This window comes from Immundisolibacter sp. (assembly GCF_041601295.1).
In the GTDB taxonomy this organism is placed as follows: Bacteria; Pseudomonadota; Gammaproteobacteria; order Immundisolibacterales; family Immundisolibacteraceae; genus Immundisolibacter.
Genome location: NZ_JBFIII010000029.1, coordinates 1 through 23,071 on the forward strand (window position 1 = coordinate 1; position 23,071 = coordinate 23,071).

The 23,071-nt window shown below is 65.3% G+C and carries 20 protein-coding genes, 1 tRNA gene and 1 pseudogene; 12 read left to right on the forward strand and 10 right to left on the reverse strand.

Annotation, left to right across the window (positions count from 1 at the left end):
- Positions 1-933, forward strand: a 933-nt coding sequence (radA, locus tag ABZF37_RS05545; protein WP_372717637.1) for a DNA repair protein RadA, incomplete at its 5' end; no start/stop codon positions are given.
- 25 nt (positions 934-958) lie between these two features.
- Here the strand turns inward: radA and ABZF37_RS05550 are convergent.
- Together ABZF37_RS05550 and ABZF37_RS05555 are read right to left on the reverse strand one after the other, a co-directional pair.
- The gene (locus ABZF37_RS05550) at positions 959-1,204 is read right to left on the reverse strand and encodes a BolA family protein (protein WP_372717687.1); all 246 of its coding nucleotides are present in this window, start codon (positions 1,202-1,204) and stop codon (positions 959-961) included.
- 23 nt (positions 1,205-1,227) lie between these two features.
- Complete coding sequence (locus tag ABZF37_RS05555; RefSeq protein ID WP_372717639.1) at positions 1,228-1,962, reverse strand: inner membrane-spanning protein YciB; 735 nt, start codon at positions 1,960-1,962, stop codon at positions 1,228-1,230.
- A 134-nt stretch (positions 1,963-2,096) separates the two neighbouring features.
- Between ABZF37_RS05555 and ABZF37_RS05560 the strand changes: the two genes are divergently transcribed.
- Positions 2,097-2,723, forward strand: coding sequence for an L-threonylcarbamoyladenylate synthase (locus ABZF37_RS05560; RefSeq protein ID WP_372717641.1), 627 nt, complete (start codon positions 2,097-2,099; stop codon positions 2,721-2,723).
- A gap of 5 nt (positions 2,724-2,728) precedes the next feature.
- On the opposite strand, the gene ABZF37_RS05565 is transcribed toward ABZF37_RS05560, so the two are convergent.
- The 4 genes from ABZF37_RS05565 to ABZF37_RS05580 all read right to left on the reverse strand — a co-directional run bounded on the left by ABZF37_RS05565 (position 2,729) and on the right by ABZF37_RS05580 (position 6,215).
- Positions 2,729-3,736: an NAD-dependent epimerase gene (locus tag ABZF37_RS05565; RefSeq protein ID WP_372717689.1), complete on the reverse strand. Its 1,008-nt coding sequence runs from the start codon at positions 3,734-3,736 to the stop codon at positions 2,729-2,731.
- Between the two features lie 17 nt (positions 3,737-3,753).
- On the reverse strand, positions 3,754-5,022 hold the full coding sequence (locus ABZF37_RS05570; protein WP_372717643.1) for a nucleotide sugar dehydrogenase: 1,269 nt from the start codon (positions 5,020-5,022) through the stop codon (positions 3,754-3,756).
- A 94-nt stretch (positions 5,023-5,116) separates the two neighbouring features.
- Positions 5,117-5,193 (reverse strand) — tRNA-Pro (locus ABZF37_RS05575).
- Between the two features lie 44 nt (positions 5,194-5,237).
- The gene (locus tag ABZF37_RS05580) at positions 5,238-6,215 is read right to left on the reverse strand and encodes a polyprenyl synthetase family protein (RefSeq protein WP_372717645.1); all 978 of its coding nucleotides are present in this window, start codon (positions 6,213-6,215) and stop codon (positions 5,238-5,240) included.
- Between the two features lie 164 nt (positions 6,216-6,379).
- On the opposite strand from ABZF37_RS05580, the gene rplU reads away from it, so the two are divergent.
- The 4 genes from rplU to proB all read left to right on the forward strand — a co-directional run bounded on the left by rplU (position 6,380) and on the right by proB (position 9,219).
- Complete coding sequence (gene rplU, locus ABZF37_RS05585) at positions 6,380-6,694, forward strand: 50S ribosomal protein L21 (protein WP_372717647.1); 315 nt, start codon at positions 6,380-6,382, stop codon at positions 6,692-6,694.
- 28 nt (positions 6,695-6,722) lie between these two features.
- Positions 6,723-6,983, forward strand: coding sequence for a 50S ribosomal protein L27 (gene rpmA, locus ABZF37_RS05590; protein ID WP_372717649.1), 261 nt, complete (start codon positions 6,723-6,725; stop codon positions 6,981-6,983).
- 89 nt (positions 6,984-7,072) lie between these two features.
- Positions 7,073-8,101, forward strand: coding sequence for an Obg family GTPase CgtA (cgtA, locus tag ABZF37_RS05595; protein WP_372717651.1), 1,029 nt, complete (start codon positions 7,073-7,075; stop codon positions 8,099-8,101).
- A complete protein-coding gene (proB, locus tag ABZF37_RS05600; protein ID WP_372717653.1) occupies positions 8,098-9,219 on the forward strand; it encodes a glutamate 5-kinase in 1,122 nt (373 codons plus the stop codon). The genes cgtA and proB overlap by 4 nt, the downstream gene beginning before the upstream one ends.
- Positions 9,220-9,344: 125 nt before the next feature.
- On the opposite strand, the pseudogene rpsT reads toward proB, so the two are convergent.
- Positions 9,345-9,602 (reverse strand): annotated as a pseudogene (gene rpsT, locus ABZF37_RS05605) (30S ribosomal protein S20); the annotation flags it as partial.
- Positions 9,603-9,701: 99 nt separating this feature from the next.
- Here rpsT and murJ point away from each other — a divergent pair.
- The 6 genes from murJ to ABZF37_RS05635 all read left to right on the forward strand — a co-directional run bounded on the left by murJ (position 9,702) and on the right by ABZF37_RS05635 (position 17,677).
- Positions 9,702-11,225 (forward strand): murein biosynthesis integral membrane protein MurJ, encoded by a 1,524-nt coding sequence (gene murJ, locus ABZF37_RS05610; protein ID WP_372717655.1) that lies wholly within the window; start codon positions 9,702-9,704, stop codon positions 11,223-11,225.
- A 26-nt stretch (positions 11,226-11,251) separates the two neighbouring features.
- Positions 11,252-11,662, forward strand: coding sequence for a DUF2203 domain-containing protein (locus ABZF37_RS05615; RefSeq protein WP_372717657.1), 411 nt, complete (start codon positions 11,252-11,254; stop codon positions 11,660-11,662).
- A 55-nt stretch (positions 11,663-11,717) separates the two neighbouring features.
- The gene (gene ribF / locus ABZF37_RS05620; protein ID WP_372717659.1) at positions 11,718-12,656 is read left to right on the forward strand and encodes a bifunctional riboflavin kinase/FAD synthetase; all 939 of its coding nucleotides are present in this window, start codon (positions 11,718-11,720) and stop codon (positions 12,654-12,656) included.
- Positions 12,657-12,785: 129 nt separating this feature from the next.
- Positions 12,786-15,614 (forward strand): isoleucine--tRNA ligase, encoded by a 2,829-nt coding sequence (gene ileS / locus ABZF37_RS05625; protein ID WP_372717662.1) that lies wholly within the window; start codon positions 12,786-12,788, stop codon positions 15,612-15,614.
- The gene (gene lspA, locus ABZF37_RS05630) at positions 15,614-16,102 is read left to right on the forward strand and encodes a signal peptidase II (protein WP_372717664.1); all 489 of its coding nucleotides are present in this window, start codon (positions 15,614-15,616) and stop codon (positions 16,100-16,102) included. The genes ileS and lspA overlap by 1 nt, the downstream gene beginning before the upstream one ends.
- A 402-nt stretch (positions 16,103-16,504) precedes the next feature.
- Positions 16,505-17,677: a hypothetical protein gene (locus ABZF37_RS05635; RefSeq protein ID WP_372717666.1), complete on the forward strand. Its 1,173-nt coding sequence runs from the start codon at positions 16,505-16,507 to the stop codon at positions 17,675-17,677.
- Positions 17,678-17,912: 235 nt separating this feature from the next.
- Here ABZF37_RS05635 and ABZF37_RS05640 read toward each other — a convergent pair whose 3' ends face one another.
- The 3 genes from ABZF37_RS05640 to polA form a co-directional block, all read right to left on the reverse strand.
- Positions 17,913-18,695 (reverse strand): SDR family NAD(P)-dependent oxidoreductase, encoded by a 783-nt coding sequence (locus tag ABZF37_RS05640; RefSeq protein WP_372717669.1) that lies wholly within the window; start codon positions 18,693-18,695, stop codon positions 17,913-17,915.
- A gap of 22 nt (positions 18,696-18,717) precedes the next feature.
- Positions 18,718-20,181: an aldehyde dehydrogenase family protein gene (locus tag ABZF37_RS05645; protein WP_372717671.1), complete on the reverse strand. Its 1,464-nt coding sequence runs from the start codon at positions 20,179-20,181 to the stop codon at positions 18,718-18,720.
- Positions 20,182-20,242: 61 nt separating this feature from the next.
- The gene (polA, locus tag ABZF37_RS05650) at positions 20,243-22,978 is read right to left on the reverse strand and encodes a DNA polymerase I (RefSeq protein WP_372717691.1); all 2,736 of its coding nucleotides are present in this window, start codon (positions 22,976-22,978) and stop codon (positions 20,243-20,245) included.
- Between the last annotated feature and the right edge of the window lie 93 nt (positions 22,979-23,071).

The following is a 23,071-nucleotide window of genomic DNA, read 5'->3' on the forward strand; positions in this document are numbered from 1 at the left end:
CTGCCGCTGCTGATCGACGCACGGCTTGAAGCCATACTCGACGCCGCCGCGGGCTGTCAGGTGTTGGTGGTGGACTCGATCCAGACACTGTTTTCGGAAGCCGTGGCCTCAGCCGCCGGCTCGGTATCACAGGTCCGCGAATGCGCCGCCCGCCTCACCCGCATGGCCAAGACCAACGACATCAGCGTGCTGATTGCCGGCCACGTCACCAAGGATGGGGCACTGGCCGGCCCGCGCGTGCTGGAGCACATCGTCGACACCGTGCTCTATTTCGAGGGGGACAGCACCAGTCCCTATCGAATCGTGCGGGCCTACAAGAACCGCTTCGGCTCGGTCAACGAACTGGGCGTGTTCGCCATGACCGAAACCGGTCTCAAGGAGGTCACCAACCCGTCGGCGATATTCCTGACCCGGCACTCGACACCGGTCGCCGGCAGCGTGGTGATGGCCACGCTCGAAGGCACCCGCCCGCTGCTGCTGGAAGTGCAGGCGCTGGTGGAATCAAGCCCGCTTGGCAACCCGCGACGCCTGGCGCTGGGCATGGACGGCAGCCGCCTGGCCATGCTGCTGGCGGTGTTGCACCGCCACGCCGGCGTGGCATTGTTCGACCAGGACGTATACGTCAACCTGGTCGGCGGTCTTAAAGTCACCGAAACCGCCACCGACCTGCCGGTGCTGCTGGCGGCGCTGTCCAGCCTGCGCAACCGGCCGCTGCCGGCGGACATGTTCAGCTTCGGCGAAGTGGGTCTTGCCGGCGAGGTGCGCCCCGTTCGCGGCGGCCAGGAGCGCCTGGGTGAGGCGGCCAAGCTCGGCTTCAAACGCGCCGTGGTCGGCAAGCTCAACGCGCCGCGCAAACCCATCGCCGGGCTCGAAGTACTGGCCATCGAGCATCTGGGCGAACTGTCGGAGGTATTTCAACAACTCGTGGATTAGGAGCCTGGCACGTTTCTGGCCAGACTCAGGCGTGCACTATCTCTATGCTCAGGGCATGAATATCGGTCTGCATCAGCTCGCCCAGCGCACCATAGATCAGCCGATGGCATTCGAGTGGACGTTTACCCGCGAAGGCCGGGACGGCAATACGCACCGTAAAGTGGCCACCCTGGCGGGCACCGGCGTGGCCGGCGTGCAGGTGGCTGTCGTCAATCAGTTCGAGCCGGGTCGGCGCGAGGGCTGTTTCCAGACAAGCACGAATGCGCGCCATGCGTTCGCTGGCGACGCCGGTACTCACGCGGCGGACTCCCGTGGCTCGGCGGCGGGCGCCAGATGGCGGCTCACGTAGACCCCCTGCGCCAAGGCAAACAGCAGGGTCATCCCAAGCAGGCCAAACAGCTTGAAGTTGACCCACAGGTCCCGGTGCAGCTTTTGCAGATAAGCCGCCTGGCGAGCGGCCGGCGCCAGGACCGAAAGCTCGGTGCGCTGCTGAGCGCTCAGGTCGGCCAGGGTCTTGCCGTGAACGCCCGTGGCATAGGCCTGGTCGTCTACCGCAACTTGCTGGTAAATCACCTGTTCCTGGGCACCGAGCCCATGGGGTGAAACCTCATAGACAAATGCGACGTAGGCGTTCAGCGCTCCGCTGAGCATGAAAAAACCGACCCAGGCCCAGGTCAGGCGCCGCCACACCGGCCTTGGCAGTACCAGTTGCGCACCCAGCATGCGTTCGGTCAGCGACGCGCGGCCAAACAGGCTAAACGCGAATGCGATCGCAAAAGCCCAATTGATGAGGCTGGGTTTCCACATAATGAAGCGCTCGTCGTGCAGCGCGATGGTGAGTCCACCCAGCCCCCCCAGCAGGGCCAGGTTGAACCACTGCGTCTTGTCGACCGGCCGGCGCAGTACTCGCAGGACGATGATCTGACCGGCCGCCACTGCCACCGCCGCACCGGTGGCCCAGTAAATACCAGCGAACTTGTAGGCGGCGAAGAACACCACGATGGGCAGAAAATCAAATAGCAGTTTCACGCCAGTAAGAACTCCGAAAATTCATTTAAGGTCGCGCTGATAGTCACCCGGATGTCCGGGTGACACGCTACACGACCCAGAAACGCTACCATGCCGGCCCCTACCTTTCGCGTACCACGGGCTGACTCGCACTCATGCGGCGCTTTTACCTGCACCCGGACAACCCACAGCCGCGCTTGCTCGCCCAGGCCGCCGAGGCCATAGCGGGAGGCGCGCTGGCAATCTGCCCGACCGACTGCAGCTATGTGCTGCTATGCGGCCTGACGGACAAGGCGGCGATGGAGCGCCTGCGCACACTGCGTCAGCTGGCGCAGGATCATCCGCTGTCGCTGCTGTGCCGCGACCTGAAGCAAGTATCGACTTATGCCACGCTGGGCACCACCGAACACCGCCTGCTGCGCGCCACGCTGCCGGGGCCGTACACCTATCTGCTACCGGCCACGCGCGAGGTGCCAAAACGGCTGCAGGACCGGCGCCGCACCGTGGGCATACGCATCAGCACCCATCCGGTGCCGCAGGGTCTGCTGGCGCTGCGGGAGGAGCCGCTACTGTGCAGCACGCTGCAACTGCCGGGTGATGCCTTTCCACTCACCGATCCGGAGGATATGGCCGAGCGCCTGGGCAAACTGGTGGATCTGCTGCTCGATGCCGGGCATGCGGATTTTCACGTCAGCACGGTGGTGACGTTCGAGGACGGCTTGCCACGGGTGGTACGGCCGGGCAAGGGTGATCTGGCACCCGCTGGCGGTGGACACCGATAGGACGCTCAGACCTTGTAGTAATCGCGATACCAGGCGATGAAGTTACGTACGCCGGTTTCGATCGGGGTAGCCGGCCGATAGCCGACGTCGGCAGACAAATCGTCGATATTGGCGGACGTTTCCGGCACGTCGCCCGGCTGCATCGGCAGCAGGTGCTTTACCGCGCTGCGGCCCAGACAGTCCTCGATCACTTCGATATAGCGCAGCAGTTCCACCGGGCGGTTGTTGCCGATGTTGTAGACGCGAAACGGTGCCAGGCTGCTGGCCGGATCCGGCTGGTCGCCATCCCAGGCGGGGTTGGGCGCCGCCACCCGCGCGCTGACGCGCAGCACGCCTTCGACAATATCGTCCACATAGGTGAAGTCGCGCCGGTGATGGCCCTGGTTGTAGACCTCGATCGGCTCCCCGGCAAGGATGGCGCGGGTGAACAGGAACAGCGCCATGTCGGGCCGGCCCCACGGGCCATAGACGGTAAAAAAGCGCAGCCCGCTCACCGGCAGGCCATACAAATGCGCATAGCAATGCGCCATCAACTCGTTGGACCGCTTGGTCGCGGCGTACAGACTCAGCGGATGATCAGCGACGTCGTGCTCGGAAAATGGCAGCCTGGTATTGGCGCCATACACGGAACTGCTGGAGGCGTACACCAGATGCTCGACAGCCTGATGGCGGCAGCCTTCCAGGATGTTCATGAACCCGACCAGGTTGGAATCGATATAGGCATGCGGATGGGTCAGCGAGTAACGCACGCCGGCCTGGGCGGCCAGGTGGATCACCCGTTGTGGGCGAATGTCCGCGAACAGCCGCTCCATCGCCGGGCGGTCCTGCAGGCTGACGCGCGCCTCGGTAAACCCGGCCTGCGGGGTAAGGCGCGCCAGGCGCGCCAGCTTGAGGTTGACGTCGTAATAGTCGTTGACCTCGTCCAGGCCAATCACCTGGTGACCCTGCGCGAGCAGGCGGTGCGCCACCGCAGAGCCAATGAAACCGGCAGTACCGGTCACCAGAATGCGCATGGGCGCCCCGGCATCGCTCATAGCCGTTCGTCCACCCAGTCGCGTGGCAGGACCGACTTGATGTCATACACCACCGATTTCGGCGCTTTATATCCGGCCAGCTGATCGGCGCTCATGGCGACAAACTGGTGGTGCGCCACCGCCAGCACAACCGCGCTGTACGCGCCCGGCGCCGGTTCCCTGCACAACTGAATGCCGTACTCCTGCTGGCAAGCCTGCGCGTCGGCCCACGGGTCGTGTACGTCCACATGCATGCCGAGGTCTTCCAGCTCGCGCACCACGTCCACGACGCGGGTGTTGCGCACATCCGGGCAGTTTTCCTTGAAAGTGACCCCCAGCACCAGTGCCCGCGCGTCGGCCACCGGCAGGCGGCGCCGCATCAACAAGCGCGCCACCCGCTCGGCCACGTAGCGGCCCATGCCGTCGTTGATACGCCGGCCGGCGAGGATGACTTCCGGGTGATAGCCAATTTCCTGCGCCTTGTGCGTCAGGTAATAGGGGTCGACACCGATGCAGTGCCCGCCGACCAGGCCCGGCCGAAACGGCAGGAAGTTCCACTTGGTGCCGGCCGCTTCCAGTACCTCGCTGGTATCGATACCGAGACGATTGAAGATCAGCGCCAGCTCGTTGACCAGGGCGATATTCAGATCGCGCTGGGTGTTCTCGATCACCTTGGCCGCCTCGGCAACGCGAATGCTGCTCGCTTTATGGGTCTTCGTAATGGTCGCGTATACGGCATCGACATAGTCCGCGGCCTGCGGACTGGAGCCGGAGGTGATCTTGGTGACAGTTTCCAGGCGGTGCTCCCGATCGCCCGGGTTGATGCGCTCGGGGCTGTAGCCGACGAAGAAATCGCCATTCAGCGTGAGGCCTGACTCGCGTTCCAGGACCGGCACGCAGATTTCTTCGGTTGCGCCCGGATAGACAGTGGATTCATACACCACCACGCCACCCGGCTTCAATGCCTGGCCCACCGTACGACTGGCTGCCAGTAAGGGCCCGAAATCCGGGCGCTTCTGGGCATCGACCGGGGTCGGAACCGTGACAATGAAGGTGTTGCAGTCGGTCAGATCGGCCGGATCGCAGGACAGGCGTAGCGCGCTTTGGTGAAGCTCGTCATGGCCTATTTCGCCGGTGGCATCGTGAGCACCACGCAAGGCCTCGATACGACCCCTGCTGATGTCAAACCCCAGCGTTGGCAGGTGCCGCGCCAGCGCCACGGCCAACGGCAGGCCGACATAGCCCAGCCCTAAAACACCCACCCGCGCCTGCGCTAGCGTCATCATCGGCTGTGTTGCCGTAGGGCCTGGCCTGTCAAAGGAAGCCGACCCACGCGCCACGTCGGGCGTGGCGATGGCACCGGTCTATAAAGATCGCAACTGGTCGGGGTGAGAGGATTCGAACCTCCGGCCCCCGCCTCCCGAAGACGGTGCTCTACCAAGCTGAGCTACACCCCGATTGCGACACGCAAACCGCGGCACCCTACCGAGGGAACCGCGAACTAAAAATCCCGGGACACGGCGAATCGAGCAAGACCCAACAGCGCTTCCCGTGCCGGCGAGTCGGGCAGCCCCGCCAAGGCGGCCTGTGCGCGGTCGACGTAGGTCTGCGCGAGGGCCGCAGTGTACGCAATGGCCCCGGTTGATTCAATGGCAGCGGCGACGGCGCCCAGATCGGACACTCCGTCGCCACTGATGGCGGCTCGCAACAAATCGGCCTGTACCTGCGTGCCCTGCTGCATGGCATAGACCAGCGGCAGGGTCGGGCTGCCGTCGGCCAGATCGTCGCCCAGATTCTTGCCGATCCGCGCCGCGTCGCCACGGTAATCAAGCAAGTCGTCCACCAACTGGTAGGCGAGGCCAAAATGCAGGCCGTAATCGGCCAATGCGTCCTGCACCGTCGGTTCCTGGCCAGAGATCAGCGCGCCGCAACGAGCGGCCGCCTCGAACAGCGTCGCGGTCTTGCTGCGGGCGATGGCCAGGCACTGCTCGGGCGTCGCCAGCGGGTTGCGGCGGTTCAGGTACTGCAGCACCTCGCCTTCGGAAATCTGGTTGGTAGCCGTCGCCAGGACATCCATCACCGCCGGCGAGCCCAGTTCCACCATCATCTGAAACGAACGCGAATACAGGAAGTCGCCCACCAGCACGCTCAAACCATTGCCAAAACGGCTGTTGGCGGTAGCCTGACCGCGACGCAGCGAGGACTCATCGACCACGTCGTCATGCAGCAGAGTGGCGGTATGAATGAACTCGACAATTGCCGCCAGCAGGCAATGTTGACTGCCCCGGTAGCCACAGGCGCGGGCCGCCAGCACCGCCATCACCGGCCGCAGCCGCTTGCCACCGCCATGGATGATATAGCCCGACATCTGGTCGACCGTCGGCACCGCCGAATGCAGGCGCTGCTCGATGAGGCTGTTGACGCTGGCCATGTCGGCCGCGGCTGGCGCCAACAGATGTGCGAGAGAAGTCGTGGTCATGCACTTGCTATTGGGGTGCGGAAGGCGCCGGATGCTAGGTTTCAGCCCGTACGGGTGTCAAGCCATTTGACCCCCGCCCCCGCCAGCACTAGAATTTGCGCCCTTTTTGATCGTGCGGAGCGACACTCGTCGTGTCTGCGCGACTGTTGGCATCGGGGAAGTTCATGTTTGCGGTAATTGAGACCGGTGGCAAGCAGTACCGGGTTGAGCAAGGCAGTATCCTGCGGGTGGAAAAACTGGACGGCGCGGTCGGTGACACGCTCCGGTTCGACCGCGTGCTGATGGTTGGCGCCGGGGCCGACGTGAAGATTGGCCGCCCGTACCTGGACGGGGCCACCGTCACCGCCGAACTGCGCGCACTCGGTCGGCATCCAAAAATTCACATCATCAAGTTTCGCCGACGCAAGCACCATCAGAAACAGATGGGGCATCGTCAACACTACGCCGAGATCGCCGTCACCGGCATCGAAGCCCCGTAACGCACCAGCGCCCGGAGCATAAACAGCCATGGCACATAAGAAAGCAGCGGGCAGTTCCCGCAACGGCCGCGATTCCGTCTCCAAACGTCTTGGCGTAAAACGCTTCGGCGGCGAACTGGTAATTGCGGGCAATATCCTGGTCCGCCAGCGGGGCACCGAGTTCCACCCGGGCGTCAATGTCGGCCTGGGGCGCGATCACACGCTGTTCGCGCTGGTCGACGGTCATGTGCGCTTTCGGGTCGGGGGCGAAAAAAATCGCCGCTTCGTCAGCGTGGAGCCGCTCGCCTGACCGCGACCGCGTTTGCAAGGTCCGGCCCGGCCGGCGCCACAGCCCCGCTCCGGCGGGGCTTTGTATTTGTACGACTATGATTACCGGCTATGCGATTCGTTGATGAAGCCACGATCACCGTTGCCGGCGGCAAGGGCGGTAACGGTTGTCTCGGCTTCCGGCGCGAGAAATACATTCCGTTCGGCGGCCCTGATGGCGGCGATGGCGGCGATGGCGGCAGCGTTTACCTAGTGGCTGACGAGGGCCTGAGCACGCTGACGGATTTTCGCTACAAGCGGGAGTTTCGCGCCCAGAACGGTCAACAGGGCTCCGGCAGCAACCGCACCGGCAGCGCAGGCCAGGACCTCGAAGTAACTGTACCCCTCGGTACCGTGGTGCACGACGCCGATACCTCCGAGCTGATCGGCGACCTGACGCGCCACGGCCAGCGCCTGCGGGTTGCCGCCGGTGGCTTCCATGGCCTTGGCAACACCCGTTATAAAAGCAGCGTCAACCGCGCGCCGCGCCAGACCAGTCCCGGCTCTCCCGGCGAGCAGCGGCGGCTGGCACTGGAGCTGCGCTTGCTTGCAGACGTGGGGCTGCTCGGTGCACCCAATGCCGGTAAGTCCACCTTGCTGGGCGCGGTATCGAAGGCGAGCCCCAAGATTGCCGACTACCCTTTCACCACGCTCAACCCGGAACTGGGTGTGGTCGAAGTGGATCGAGTGCGGCGCTTCGTAATGGCGGACATTCCCGGCCTGATCGAGGGCTCGGCCGCCGGCGCGGGCCTGGGCACACAGTTCCTGCGCCACCTGGCGCGTACCCGGCTGCTGCTGCATGTAGTCGACCTGTGCCCCCTTGACCCGGACACCAGCCCGGCCGCCGAAGTGCGCAAGCTCATCCCGGAGCTTGAGGCGTTCAGTCCGGAGCTGGCAGCCCTGCCGCGCTGGCTGGTGCTGAACAAGGCCGATCTGCTGCTGCCCGAGGAAGCCGCCAGCCTGGGCGCTGAGGTTGCCCGGGAGCTGGGCTGGCATGGGTCGTTGTTTATCGTGTCCGCGGCCACCGGCGGCGGCTGCCAGGCGCTGTGCGAGGCAGTGATGCGCCACCTCGAACAGCTACCTGCCACCGCCTCGGCATGAGTCGCGCGGCATACGCCGGCGCTGGGCGCTGGGTGGTCAAGATCGGCAGCGCGCTGCTCACCGCTGGCGGCGCCGGCCTTGATGTGGCGGCCATCCGCGACTGGGTATCGCAGCTGATCCGCCTGCGCGCGCAGGGCCTGCAACTGGTGCTGGTGTCATCGGGAGCAGTGGCCGAAGGCATGCGCCGCCTAGGCTGGACCCGTCGACCCGAGGCCATCAACGAACTCCAGGCGGCGGCCGCGGTTGGCCAAGCCGGCCTGGTGCAGGCCTGGGAAAGTTGTTTTCAGGGCCACGGCGTGCACACCGCACAGGTGCTGCTGACCCACGAGGACCTGGCCGATCGCCGACGCTACCTGAACGCCCGCAGCACGCTGCGCACGCTGCTCGACATGGGCGTGGTACCCATCATCAACGAGAACGATACGGTGGCCTTCGAGGAGCTGCGCGTGGGCGACAACGACACTCTCGGCGGATTGGTCGCCAACCTGGTCGAGGCCAAGTTGCTGGTGCTGCTGACCGACCGCGATGCCATGTACGACGCCGATCCGGGCCTGCACCCGACCGCACAGCGCGTGTCGGAGACCTACGCCACTGACCCGGCTCTGGACGCCATGGCGGGCCCTGGCGGGGGCGTGCTGGGCCGCGGCGGCATGCAGACCAAGCTTGGTGCCGCGCGCCTGGCGGCACGCTCGGGCGCCGCCACCTGGATCGTCGGCGGCACCATCGAGCATGTGCTGACGCGACTGGCCGCCGGCGAGGACATCGGCACCCTGTTGCTGCCGGACAGCGAGCCCCTGCTGGCGCGCAAGCTTTGGCTGGCCGGCAACCTGAAGGTACTCGGCCGGCTACAGGTGGACGCCGGCGCCGAGCAGGTGCTGCGCCAGGCCGGGCGTAGCCTGCTGGCGGTGGGAGTGGTGCAGGTCGAGGGAAATTTCCGGCGCGGCGACCTGGTCGCCTGTGTCAGCAGCGACGGCCGTGAGATTGCGCGCGGGCTGAGCAACTACAGCGCGCAGGAAGCGCGCCAGATCAAGGGCCTGCCAAGCAGCCGTTTCGTCGAGGTATTGGGTTACGTGGATGAGCCGGAGCTAATCCATCGCGACAATCTGGTGCTTGTATGAGTGCCGGCAGCCCGCTCGGTACGGCGCCTGGCCCCTCAGGCCGCAGGCGCCGGCTTGCTGCGCGCCCGGCTGGCGCGTGGCGCCTTGGCTGCCACGGCAGCGTCTACCGCCGGCGCCTCTTGGCCCAGGGCCACGATGCGTTTATTCAGCCGGCTCTTGTGGCGGGCGGCCTTGTTCTTGTGGATCAGGCCACGGGCCGCAGTGCGGTCCAGCAATGGCACTGCCACACGATATTGGGTGGTCGCTGTGCCGGCGTCACCGGCCCGGATCGCCGCCAGCACCCGCTTGACGGCGGTGCGAAGCGCCGAACGGCGGCTGGCATTGCGCAAACGGTGATCATCGTTCTGGCGCGCACGCTTGATGGCTTGTGGGCTATTGGCCAAGGCAAAATCCCTTCGTCGAAAAGAATAAAAAGGCCGCGAACTATGCGCAGCGGCGGCGCTATTGTCAATCACAAAGCCACTATGACGGGGCTCTGAGCAGTGCTGCGCTCGGCCGCCGCGGTAGGCGCCGCCACCACCAGCTCCCGTGTGCTCGGTTATGTCCGCGACATGGTCATCGCCACCACGTTTGGCGCTGGACCGGCGGCGGACGCATTCTTCGTCGCTTTTCGCATCCCCAACTTCCTGCGCCGGCTGTTCGCCGAGGGCGCTTTCACGCAGGCTTTTGTGCCGGTACTTGCCGAGTACCGCACCGTGCGCACCCAGGCCGAGGTTCGCGACCTCGTGGCGCATGTGCTGGGCACGCTCGCGGCGGTGCTACTCGCGGTAGCGGTGCTGGCGGTACTGGCGGCACCGCTGCTGGTATGGCTGCTGGCCCCCGGCTTTGGCAATGACCCGGCCCGCGGCGAGCTGACCGGCACGCTGCTGCGCATCACCTTCTGGTATCTGCCGTTGGTTTCGCTCGCCGCGGCGGTCGGCGGTGTGCTCAATACCTTTGGGCGCTATTTCACACCCGCGTTGACGCCGCTGTTCCTTAACCTTGCCATGATCGCGGCGGCTCTGTGGCTGGCGCCGCAACTGAATGTGCCCGTGCTCGCGCTCGCCTTAGGCGTGGTGTGTGGCGGTCTGCTGCAACTGCTGTGGCAACTGCCGTCGCTCGCAAGCATCGGTTGCCTGGCGCGCCCGCGGCTGGGGTTCGGTCATCCCGGCGTGCGAAGGATCATGAGCTTGATGGTTCCCGGCATCTTTGGCTCTTCGGTAGCACAGATCAACCTCATGTTCGACACCATTCTGGCGTCGTTCCTGGTTACCGGCAGTGTGTCCTGGCTGTACTACGCCGATCGCCTGGTGGAGTTTCCGCTGGGCGTGCTGGCGATCGCGTTTGCGACCGTCATCCTGCCGCGGCTGTCGCAGCAACACGCCGGCGGTGACGACCAGGCGTTCTCGCGCACCCTGGACTGGGGCTTGCGCTGGGTCGTGCTGGTCGGTGCTCCAGCGGCGCTGGCGCTGCTGGTCCTGGCCGGACCCCTGCTGAGCACGCTGTTCAACTATGGGGCATTTGATGCCCACTCGGTCGTGATGGCGCGACGGGCCCTGTGGGCGTTTGCCCCGGGCTTGCTGGCGTTCATGGCCATCAAGGTACTGGTGCCCGGCTACTACGCCCGCCAGGACACGCGCACACCGGTACGTATCGGCATAATCGCCATGCTGACCAATATGGTCCTCGCGCTGACGCTGATCTGGCCGTTTGAGCACGCGGGCCTGGCCGCGGCCACCAGCTTGGCGGCTTACCTCAACGCGCTATTATTGCTGCGCGGTCTGCGTCGCAGCGGCGTGTACCGACCGCAGTCCGGCTGGCCCCGGTTCGCGGCTCGGGTAGTTACCGCCACAGCGGTGATGGGATGCGTGCTGTGGCTGGGCACCGGGTCGCTTGACGACTGGCTCCTGCGCAGCGGCGCCGAGCGTCTGGCCCACATGGCGTTGTGGGTAGCCGGCGGCGGTGCCTGCTACGCTGCCACGCTACTGCTGCTGCGCCTGCCGTTGGCGGCACTGCGCCACCCCTGATTGAGTCAAGTACGGTAACGCCCCGCGTGGACATCGAATTCCCCCGCATCGGATCGCCCCAGGATCCCCGCGTCTTCAGCCTCACCGAGGCGCAGGCGCTCTTCCCATTGGTAAGGAGCATCACGCAACGGGCGGCCGAGTCCCTGGTGCCGGTGCAGCGCCAACTCAAGGTACTGCCGCGCGGCAGTCAGGAACTGGCCAACGCCGAGCAACGCTATCAGGCCGCCGTCAACGCCTGGCTGAACAAGATCCGCCGCCTCGGCCTGGTCGTGAAGGGCCTGTGGCTGGTTGATTTCGATACCGGCGACGGATATCTGTGCTGGAAGTATCCGGAACTGACCCTGGGCCATTACCACGGCTACGACGAGGGCTTCTCGGGCCGCAAGCCCCTGATCGAGGTACTGGAAAGCCTGGACCCCGACTGGGCGCGCTATTGAGCGCCGCTACGCTGAAGCCGATGCCGGGATCCGTGCGCACCGCCGAGGTCATGGCGTGGAACTGATCCGTGGCCTGTACAACCTGCGGCCCCGGCACCATGGATGCGTGGCGAGCATTGGCAATTTCGATGGCGTGCACCGGGGTCATCAGGCCATCGTCGAGCGGCTGCGGCAACGCGCCGCCGATGCTGGTTTGCCAGCGCGGGTGGTGCTGTTCGAGCCCCAGCCGGCCGAGTTTTTCCGGCCCGACGCCGCCGAGCCACGGCTGAGCCGATTGCGCGAGAAGCTGTCCGCGCTGGCGGACCTGGGTATCGACGGCGTGTTGTGCCTGCGGTTTGACGCCGATCTGGCTGGCATGGAGCGGCAGGACTTTGTAGAGCGCCTGCTGCTGCAGGGACTTGGCGTTCGCCATCTGGTGGTGGGGCCGGATTTTCGTTTTGGGCGCGGACGCAGCGGCGATATCGATTACCTGCGCAGTATTGGCGCCGCCAGTGGTTTTGCCGTGGAGAGCTTGCCACCGCTGCTGCTCGGCGCACAGCGGGTCAGCAGCACCGCGGTGCGCCAGTGCCTGCTGGCCGGCGATCTTGCCGGCGCCGCACGCCTGCTTGGCCACCCCTACGTCATCCATGGCCGGGTCAGTCATGGCGATGCGCGCGGGCGCACGCTCGGCTTCCCCACCCTGAACCTGCCACTGCATCGCAAGGCCGCGTGCCTGCGCGGTGTGTTTGCGGTCCGAGTCACCGGCCTTGACGCCCCGGCACGGCCAGCAGTGGCCAATCTTGGCTGGCGACCGACCGTCGGCGGCCAGTACCCGCTGCTCGAAGTGCATGTACTCGACTTTGCGCAGCAGGTGTACGGCCAGCAGGTACAGGTCGAGTTCGTACGCCAGTTACGCGACGAGCGCCGCTTCGATAGCCTGGACGCGCTGCGCGAGCAAATTCAGCTCGACACGCGCGCCGCCCGCGCCGTGTTTGACGATGTAAGGTCTGAATAGGTCCATCCTGGACTTCTCAGACCACGGAAACCGAAACATGCGATTTTCGATTTCCTTCATCTTCGCCCCCTTGCAGGGGTCGAGGATGGCGGCAGATCCCTGTGCCACAGAACTCCGAACAAAACCTCTATGACTGACTACAAAGCCACCCTTAACCTGCCGCACACCGAGTTTCCGATGCGCGGCAACCTGCCCCAGCGCGAACCGGCGACGCTGGCCCGCTGGCAGGAGCTGGACCTGTACGCCCGCCTGCGCGCCGAGCGCGCCGGCCGGCCGCGCTACGTGCTGCACGACGGCCCACCCTACGCCAACGGCGACATCCACATCGGCCACGCCGTCAACAAGATCCTGAAGGACATCATCGTCAAGGCGCGCACGCTGGACGGCTGCGATGCGCCCTACGTACCCGGCTGGGACTGCCACGGCCTGCCGATCGAGCACGTGGTCGAAAAGAAACTCGGCAAACCGGGCGACAAGGTCAGCGCGAGCGACTTTCGCGCCGCCTGCCGCGCCTACGCCGCCCAGCAGGTGGCCGGGCAAAGTGTCGACTTCCAGCGCCTGGGCGTGATCGGCGACTGGAAACAGCCCTATCTGACCATGGCGCCGCAGACCGAGGCCGACATCCTGCGGACACTCGGCCGCATCGTGGCCGGCGGCTACGTGTCCAAGGGCGAGCGGCCGGTGCACTGGTGCCTGGACTGCCGCTCGGCGCTGGCCGAGGCCGAGGTCGACTACCAGGACAAGACCTCGCCGGCCGTGGACGTGTGCTTTGCAGTGAACGACCGCACCGGCGTGCTGGCGGCGTTCGGCGTGACGAACGGCGATCAACCCATCAGCCTGCCGATCTGGACCACCACGCCGTGGACCCTGCCGGCCAACCAGGCCGTGGCCCTGAATGCCGATCTGGACTACGTGCTGGTCGAAGCCGGAGCGCAACGGCTGATCCTGGCCGCCGACCTGGCCGCCAGCGCCTGCGCCCGCTACGGCCTGGACGGCCGGCGCGAGCTTGGCCGCTGCCGCGGCGCAGCGCTGGAGGGCCTGCGCCTGCGCCATCCGTTTCTGGATCTGGACGTGCCGGTGATCCTGGGCGACCACGTCACCACCGAGGCCGGCACCGGCGCCGTGCACACCGCACCGGGTCATGGCGCGGACGACTTCGCGATTGGCAAGACCTACCACCTCAAGGTCTACAACCCGGTCGGCGCCAATGGCTGTTTTTTGCCTGGCACGCCCTTCGTGGAAGGCCTGCAGGTGTTCGCCGCCAACAAGGTCATCGTCGAGCTGCTGCGCGAACGCGGCGCGCTGCTGGCCGACCGGCCCATCCAGCACAGCTACCCGCACTGCTGGCGCCACAAGACGCCCACCATCACCCGCACCACGCCGCAATGGTTCATCGCCATGGCGCACAGGGATCTGCGCGGCAAGGCGCTGGCCGCCATCGGAGACACCGACTGGACGCCGGCCTGGGGCGAGGCGCGCATCCACGGCATGATCGAAAACCGCCCCGACTGGTGCATCTCGCGCCAGCGCGTGTGGGGTGTGCCGATCGCCCTGTTCGTGCACTGTGTGACCGGCGAGCTGCACCCGCGCACGGCGCAGCTTATCGAAACGGTTGCGCAGCGTGTCGAGCAGCACGGCATCGAGGCCTGGTTCGATCTGGACCCGGCCGAACTGTTGGGCGCCGACGCCGCCGACTACGACAAGGTGCAGGACATCCTGGACGTGTGGTTCGACTCCGGCGTTACCCACGCCAGCGTGCTCGAACGCCGCCCGGAGCTGGCCTTCCCCGCCGACCTGTACCTGGAAGGCTCCGACCAGCACCGCGGCTGGTTCCACTCGTCCCTGCTGACATCGGTCGCCCTGCATGGCCACGCGCCGTATCGCGGTGTGCTGACGCACGGCTTCACGGTGGATGCCGCCGGCAAGAAGATGTCCAAGTCCGCCGGCAACGTGGTGGCGCCGCAAAAGGTCATCAACCAGCTGGGCGCCGACGTGCTGCGGCTGTGGGTGGCGTCCACCGACTACAGCGCCGAGATGACCATCTCGGACGAGATTCTGAGCCGCAGCGCCGACGCCTACCGGCGCCTGAGGAACACGGCGCGCTTCCTGCTGGCCAATCTGGTCGATTTCGACCCGCCCAGACACAGCGTGCCGCCGCAGGACATGCTGGCGCTCGACCGCTGGCTGCTGCGCCGGGCGGCGGCGCTCGACGCCGAAGTCCGGGACGACTACGCAGCCTTCCAGTTCCACGAGGTCAGCCAGAAGGTGCATCACTTCTGCGCGGTGGATCTTGGGGCGTTTTACCTGGACGTAATCAAGGATCGCCAGTACACCTGCCAGGCCGACAGCGCGGCCCGCCGCTCGGCGCAGACGGCCATGTACCACGTACTGGAACTGCTGGTGCGCTGGCTGGCACCGATCCTGAGCTTTACCGCCGAGGAACTCTGGCAGCACCTGCCTGGCGCGCGCCAAGACAGCGTGCTGCTGGCCGAGTGGTATGACCTGCCGACCCTGCCAGATGTGGCCACCGAAGTGCTCTCGCCCGCCGAGTGGGATCACCTGCGCGACATTCGTGACGTGGTGAATCGCAGGCTCGAGCGCTTGCGCGTGGCAGGCGCCATCGGTTCCGCGCTGGACGCGGAGGTTGACCTTTACCTCGAGGGGCTCGACCCGGCGCTGCTCGAAAAACTCGGTGACGAACTACGCTTCGTGCTGATCTGTTCGTACGTGCGCTTGCATCAAGCTTCGGCATACCCGGCCGCATTGAATTCAGATAACGAACCGGAGGTTTCCGGCAGCGCGCGCCTGTGGCTGACCGTGCAGGCCAGTGCCCACCCCAAATGCGTGCGCTGCTGGCACCACCGCGAAGACGTGGGCAGCAACACCGAGCACCCCGAGCTGTGCGGGCGCTGCGTCGAGAACGTCGCCGGAGCCGGCGAGCGGCGCCGGTTCGCCTGATGGGCGTTCGGCTTGCGCTCGCCGCATTCGTGTTGCTGGCCGACCAGTTCAGCAAGTTGGCGGTACTGCGCCTGATGGAACCCTACCAGTCGCTACCGGTGCTGCCCGGCTTCAATCTCACCCTGGCCTTCAACCGCGGCGCCTCGTTCAGCTTTCTGGCCGAGGCCGGTGGCTGGCAGCGCTGGTTGTTCAGCGGCATATCGATCGTCGCCGCCGTGGTCATCATCGTGCTGTTGCGGCGTACCCCCCTCAGCGATCGCGTAAATGGTTTTGGCCTGGCGTTGGTGCTGGGGGGCGCGGTCGGCAATCTCGTGGACCGCCTGCGCCTGGGGCACGTAGTCGATTTTCTCGACGTCTACTACCGCGCCTGGCACTGGCCGGCCTTCAACATCGCCGACAGCGCAATCTGTATCGGGGCGGTGTTGCTGGTGTGGGGGATGTGGCGAGCGGAGCGGGCCGCTGGCGGCAAAGACCTGGACACGCCCTGACCCCAGCCGGCATCGCCCGGCGCCAGACCCGAAATCCGCGCCACACCTCGGCCGCTGGCAGGCGGTGAAATGGCGGCCCTTGACTGAAGTTTCGGTCACATATCAGGATTTTTTACAGTTTTTATTGTTGTGGTCTATGAAATTATTTTCCTTATTATTCATTAAGATATAAATATCAAAAAGGCTATCGGCGGCCACCGGTTGAGAACCTGCGCCTTAAGTTTGTCAGTAGAATTTACATTTCGCTCAGTTCGCCGGCTCATATAGAGAGTCATCAACTCTAATAATCAATGGCCTGAATGCTTTACCTGCATCTGGCCCAAAACGTGCTTTTAGACAGCTCCCAGTCTCATATCTGCAGGATTCCGGAGCGCCTTGATAATGAAAAAGTATGTTCACCTGTTGCTGCCGCTGCTGGTCGGCGCCACGCCCGGCGCGTTTGCAGCATACGATTTCACGGGCATCGGCTACGTGCAGTATGGGGACGCGCAGTCCTATTCGCTGCCCATCGCCTGTATTCAGGTGGGTCAGGCGTATAACGGCTGCGACTTCAACGTTGGCTCCACGCCGGGTCTGATCAAGGACCTGGTGGTGTTGGCCACCGGTTCCAGCGGTGCGCCGGTCAACACCAATTTTGCCGGCATGGACAATGCCTACTCCACGCCAACAGGTGTCAGAGGCTCCAACTTCTTCCAGACCGGCGGACTGGACTTCCCTGTCGGGGGGGCAGTTGAGTACCCAAGTGCGGATCCCGGCCAGGTGTCCGCCTTCACCGGCGACCGGTCGAACAGCTGGGATACGACGATCGGCGCGCTCAACACCTTTCTACAGGGTGATTCGCCAGTATTTTTCTTCAATAACAACCAAACCAAGAGCGATGGCACGGCGTCGGAGTCCCTGGCGGCCTGGGCGCAAATCACCTTGAGGGATTCGCTCGGCAACTTGATCTCATGGACCAACCCGTTGACCGGGTTGGTAGAGGACGCCATCTTCGATTTCACCAACAACAATAAGCCCTACAACCTTGTCTCCCAGGGCGGCGGCGGCACCTTCCTGGGTAATGTAGGCGGTTACACGTCCGACGGCAGCGGTCCCGACGGTAACACCAATGACAATACCGACTATGTGCTGTCCGGCGGGGCTATATGCGTGGCTGGCGGACCCGTACCGGTGCCCGTGCCCTGCGGAAGCCCGGGCGCTTCCGCGCCTATCGACCACAACCTGGGTGCGGATCACGCGGCCTACGCCATCATTTTTCCCGAGTTGAACCTGCTCCTTGCGCAGTTGATCTCGGCTGAGATGTTCGACTTCGTCATGAGTGTGGACTTCCGTTTCGGGTGTGATCCGATCCTGTTCGGCACCAACAAGGACGCTGAAATCTGCACTGGCGCGCTGTCCGGCCATGGCAAGAATCTGAACAACGGCTACGAGCAGTTGTTCCTGGCTCGCGTAAGCGCCGTTCCGCCGCCGCCGCCGCCGGGCGTTGCCAATCCCGGAAGCCTGGCCCTGATGGCCGGTGGCCTGCTGATGCTGGGTGGCATGTTGCGCCGTCGGGGACAACAGCCAGTCGCCTGACGCTGAAGACGATTTCGAGTTTCATGCAAAAAGAGGGCGCCTGACAGGCGCCCTCTTTTTTTGTGTCTGGGCTTTAATGCCACGGTGGCGTGTATCGGCCAACCGAACAGCTACCTGGCATCAAAGCATGGGCGGAAACCGACAGTCACCAGCCCGTCGGCACACGCCTCGGCAGACTGCCATTCCCTGGGTAAGTCAGGAGAACGCGTTTGAGTTGGTAGGGTCTACCGGGTGCCTACAAGTACGCCGCCATGCCGCCGTCCACATCCAGCTGGGTACCGGTGACGTAACTGGCGGCGTCCGAGGCCAGAAACAGAGCCACGTTGCCGACTTCCTGCGGCTGCGCAATGCGGCCGATGGGCACGTGGTAGTGCTCGGCGGTAGACTTCAAAAATGCCTCGTAGCTGCCCTTTCTGGGGTCGTGCCAGGTACGCCAGGCCGGGGTCTCGACCAGGCCCAGACCGATGGCGTTGGCGCGGATGCCCTTGCCGGAGTACTCCTTGGCCAGCAACTTGGTAAACGCCAGGCAACCGGCGCGCACCACGCTGGAGGCGTAGAAACTCACGTCCGGCTGGCGGGCGAAGATGGCGTTGATGTTGATGATGCTGCCACCACCGCGCTTGAGCATGAGCGGCACCGCGGCACGTGCGCTGCGGATCATGGCCATCAGCTTGACGTCGAATTCCTTGTGCCACTGGGCGTCGCTGAGGCTCGCCAGGGTGCCGGATTCCGTGGTGGCGGCGTTGTTAACCAACACATCGATGCCGCCAAAACGTTGGCTGACTTCCGCCAGCAGGCGCTCGACATCCTGCGGCTGGCCAACGTCGGCGCGGATGCCGACGATGCGCTCGCCATAGCGCGCGCGCCATTTTTCGACCTCGACCTTCAGGCCGGCCTCGTCGCGGGCGCAGGTGACCACGCTGGCACCGGCGGCAAGAAAGGTCTCGGTAATGCAGTGGCCAATGCCCTGCCGGCCGCCGGTAACCACGGCGATCTTGTCCTTGAGGCTAAGCTCCATTGCGATCTCCTGCCGACGCGGTTTATTTGAGCGAGGTCCACACGGTCTTGATCTCGGTGTACATGGCGATGCCCTCCTCGCCGTTCTCACGGCCCAGGCCGGACATCTTGTAACCGCCAAACGGTGCCGCGGCATCGAGCACGCCATAGGCGTTGATGTACACGGTGCCGGCCTTCAGGGCGCGCGCGACACGGTGCGCCTTGCCGATGTTCTGTGTCCACAGGCCGGCCGCCAGGCCGTACTGGCTGTCGTTGGCCTGGGCCAGGAGATCGGCCTCGTCCTCGAACGGAATGACCGCCAGTACCGGGCCGAAGATTTCTTCCTGCGCGACGCGCATGTTGTTGGTGACATCGGCCAGCACCGTTGGCTGATAGAAAAAACCACGCCCCCCGATGTCGGCCGGGGCGCCGCCGGTCACCACGCGCGCGCCTTCGGACACGCCAAGCTTCACGTACTCGTCCACGCGCTTCCAGTGCTGCTCGGACACCAGCGCGCCAACGCGGGTGTCCTCGGCAAACGGGTCGCCCACTTTCATGCGCGCAGCGGCCTGGGTCGCCGCCTCCAGTGCCTGCTCGTACAGGGGTTTTTCGACGAACAAGCGCGAACCGGCAATGCACACCTCGCCCTGGTTATAGAAGATTGCCGCGCCGACGGCGCGCATGGCCGCCTTCAGATCGGCATCGGCAAAGATGATGTGCGGCGACTTGCCGCCCAGCTCCAGGCTGATGCGCTTAAGCGTGCCGGCGGCCTGGCGCATGATGTGCTGACCGGTGCCAGTGCTGCCGGTAAACGCGATCTTGTCGACGCCGGGGTGGTTGATCAAAACCTCACCGGCCTCGGTGCCGATACCCGACACGATATTGACCACCCCCGGCGGAAAGCCGGCCTCGGCCAGGAACTGCCCCAGGTACAGCGCCGTCAGCGGCGTTTGCTCGGCGGGCTTGAGCACTACCGTGTTGCCGGCCGCCAGTGCCGGGGCCAGCTTCATCACCGCCATGAACAGCGGGAAGTTCCACGGCACGATCTGGCCGATGACGCCGATCGGCTCGCGGATGGTGTAGGTCAGAAACGGCCCGCGCACCGGCACCGTCTCGCCACGCAGCTTGGTCGGCCAGCCGGCGTAGTAGCGCAGCGTCTGCACCGACAGCGGCAAATCGATCTTGCGCGCGTCGCCGAAGGGCTTGCCGGTGTCGTAGGTCTCCAGCGCCGCCAGGGTGTCAGTGTTGTGCTCGATCAGGTCCGCCAGCCGGTGCAACAGGCGCTCGCGGTCCGCCGCTGCCAGGTTCGCCCAGGTGCTGCTCTCGAAGGCCGCGCGGGCCGCTTTGACGGCGCGATCAATGTCGGCCGCCGTGCCCTTGGCGACCTGCCCCAGGGATTCGCCGGTGGCCGGGTTGATGTTGTCGAAACGGGCGCCGCCCTCGGCATCCTGATATTCGCCATTGATGTAAAGACGGGTCGGGGCGGTGAGTTTTTCGAACGGGATCATGGTGTGTTTCCTCCTTCAGGATGCAAGAACGTTCAGATTCCGGGCGGCGCCTGCGCGCGCTTCAGTGTGCCTGGTCCCAGTTCAGACCCAGGCCGGTTTCGACTTCCAGCGGCACGCTGAGCGGATTGTCGGCCGTCATCAGCGCCGTGACGCGCGCACGCACAGTCTCGGCGCGCTCGGCCGGCAGCTCGAACACCAGTTCGTCATGCACCTGCATGATCATGCGCGCCGGCTCGCCATTGTCACGCAGCCAGCGGTCGATGCGGATCATGGCCAGCTTGATCAGGTCGGCGGCGGTGCCCTGCATGGGCGCGTTGATGGCGGTGCGCTCGGCATACTGGCGACGCTGACCGTTGGTCGAGCGAATCTCCGGCAGGTGCAACCGGCGTCCGTAGACGGTCTCGACGTAGCCGCGTTCGCGCGCCGCCACGCGCGTGGCGTCCATATAGGCGCGCACGCCGGGATAACGGGCGAAGTACTGGTCCACATACAGCTGCGCCGCACCGCGGTCGATACCCAGCTGCTGCGCCAGACCGAACGGCGACATGCCGTAGATCAGGCCGAAGTTGATGGTTTTTGCGGCCCGACGCTGGTCACCGGTCACGCCAGCCAGGTCGGTGCCGAAAATTTCCGCCGCGGTGGCCCGGTGCACGTCGGCACCCTCCGCGAATGCCCGCAGCAGACCCTCGTCGCCCGACAGGTGGGCCATGATGCGCAGCTCGATCTGCGAGTAGTCGGCCGCCAGCAGCACGCAACCGGGCGACGCGATAAAGGCCTGGCGGATGCGCCGACCCTCGGCGCTGCGAATGGGGATGTTCTGCAGATTCGGATCCGACGACGACAGCCGGCCGGTGGAGGCCACCGCCTGGTGGTAAGACGTATGCACGCGACCGGTCTGCGGGTTGACCTGCTGCGGCAGCTTGTCGGTGTAGGTGGAGCGCAGCTTGGACAGGCCGCGGTGCTCCAGGATGACGCGTGGCAGCGGGTAGTGCAGGGCGAGCTCCTGGAGCACATCCTCGGCCGTTGACGGCTGCTTGGTCGGGGTGCGGCCCAGCACCGGCAGTTTCTGTTCCTCGTACAACACCTGCTGGATCTGCAACGGCGAGCCCAGGTTGAAGGTGTGTCCGGCCAGCTCGTGGGCCTCGGCTTCCAGGCGCAGCATGGCCGCGGCCAGCTCGCCGCTTTGTGCGCGCAGCAGGGCGGTATCGATCAGCACGCCGTGGCGCTCGACGCGCGAGAGCACCGGCAGCAAGGGCATCTCGATCTGCTCGAACACACGCCGCAGGTCGGGCTCGGCCTCGATTTGCGGCCAGAAGTGCCGGTGCAGGCGCAGCGTGACGTCGGCATCCTCGGCGGCGTAGCGGGTGGCGGTTTCAAGGTCCACCTGATTGAAGGTGATCTGGTTCTTGCCGCTGCCGGCCACGTCCTTGAAGGTAATGGTGGTGTGGCCCAGGTACTTGGCGGCCAGCGAATCCATGTCGTGGCGCGTGGCGGTGCTGTCCAGCACGTAGGATTCGAGCATGGTGTCGAAAGCCGGCCCGGCCAGGCTGATGCCGTAACGCGCCAGCACCGTGCAGTCGAACTTGAAACCCTGGCCGATCTTGCGGGGGCTGTCCGCCTCCAGCAGCGGCTTGAGGCGCGCGAGCACGGCGTCCGGGGACAACTGATCCGGCGCGCCGGGGTAGTCATGACCGACCGGCACGTACGCGGCCACGCCCGGTTCGATGGCAAACGAAAGGCCGACAATCCGGGCACTGATGGCGTCCAGGCGGTCGGTTTCAAGATCGAAGCTGAACGCGTCCATCGCGGCCAGGCGCTCGCACCAGCGGGCCAGGGATGCCTCGTCGATCACGGTCTCGTAAGCGTCGCGATCAATGACTGCCACCTCAGGCGCCGCCTGCGACGGCGCATGCGTGCCAGGCAGCGGCTTGCCGCCCAGCGACCCACCGTCCAGCTCCTTCAGCCAGGACTTGAATTCCAGTTCGGTAAACAACCGACGCAGGGTGTCCAGGTCCGGCGAAACGCGGTTCAGATTGTCCGGATCAATGTCGAGCGGCACCTCGCAGCGCACCGTGGCCAGATCCAGAAACAGCGGCAACTGGTCCAGTGTGGCACGCAGGTTCTCACCAACTTTGCCGCCGACGTCATCGGCATGGGCAATCACGCCGTTCAGCGAGCCGTACTCGTTGAGCCACTTGGCGGCGGTCTTGGGACCGACCTTGGGCACCCCGGGAATGTTGTCGACCGTGTCGCCGGTCAGCGCCAGGAAGTCGGCGATCAGTTCCGGCGGCACGCCGAATTTTTCCTTCACACCAGCCACATCCAGCACGGTATTGGTCATGGTGTTGACCAGGCGCACGTGCCCATCGACCAGCTGCGCCAGGTCCTTGTCGGCAGTCGAGATCAGCACCTGCTCACCACGGCCGGCGGCACGCCGGGCCAGAGTGCCGATGACATCGTCTGCCTCGACACCGTCGATCACCAGCAGTGGCAGGCCCAGCGCGCGCACCAGCTCCAGGGTCGGCGCAATCTGGATCGCCAGATCGTCCGGCATCGGCGGGCGGTTGGCCTTGTAGTCGACAAACGCGTCGTGACGGAACGTGGGCCCCTTGGCGTCAAACACCACGGCGATATGGGCGTCCGGGTAGTCGCGCTCCAGCCGCCGCAGCATGTTGACCACGCCGTAGGTCACCCCGGTCGGCTGGCCCTTGGCGTTGGTCAGCGGTGGCATGGCATGGAAGGCGCGAAACAGGTAGGACGAACCGTCCACCAGGACGACGAGCGGCGTTTCGGGCATGGCAACAGAAATTGGGGTGCGAGCGGCAGTCGGGGCAGTGTAGCTCAGCCGCTGGTAGTCAGCCGCCCCGGCGATGCTATGCTGTGGCCGCGT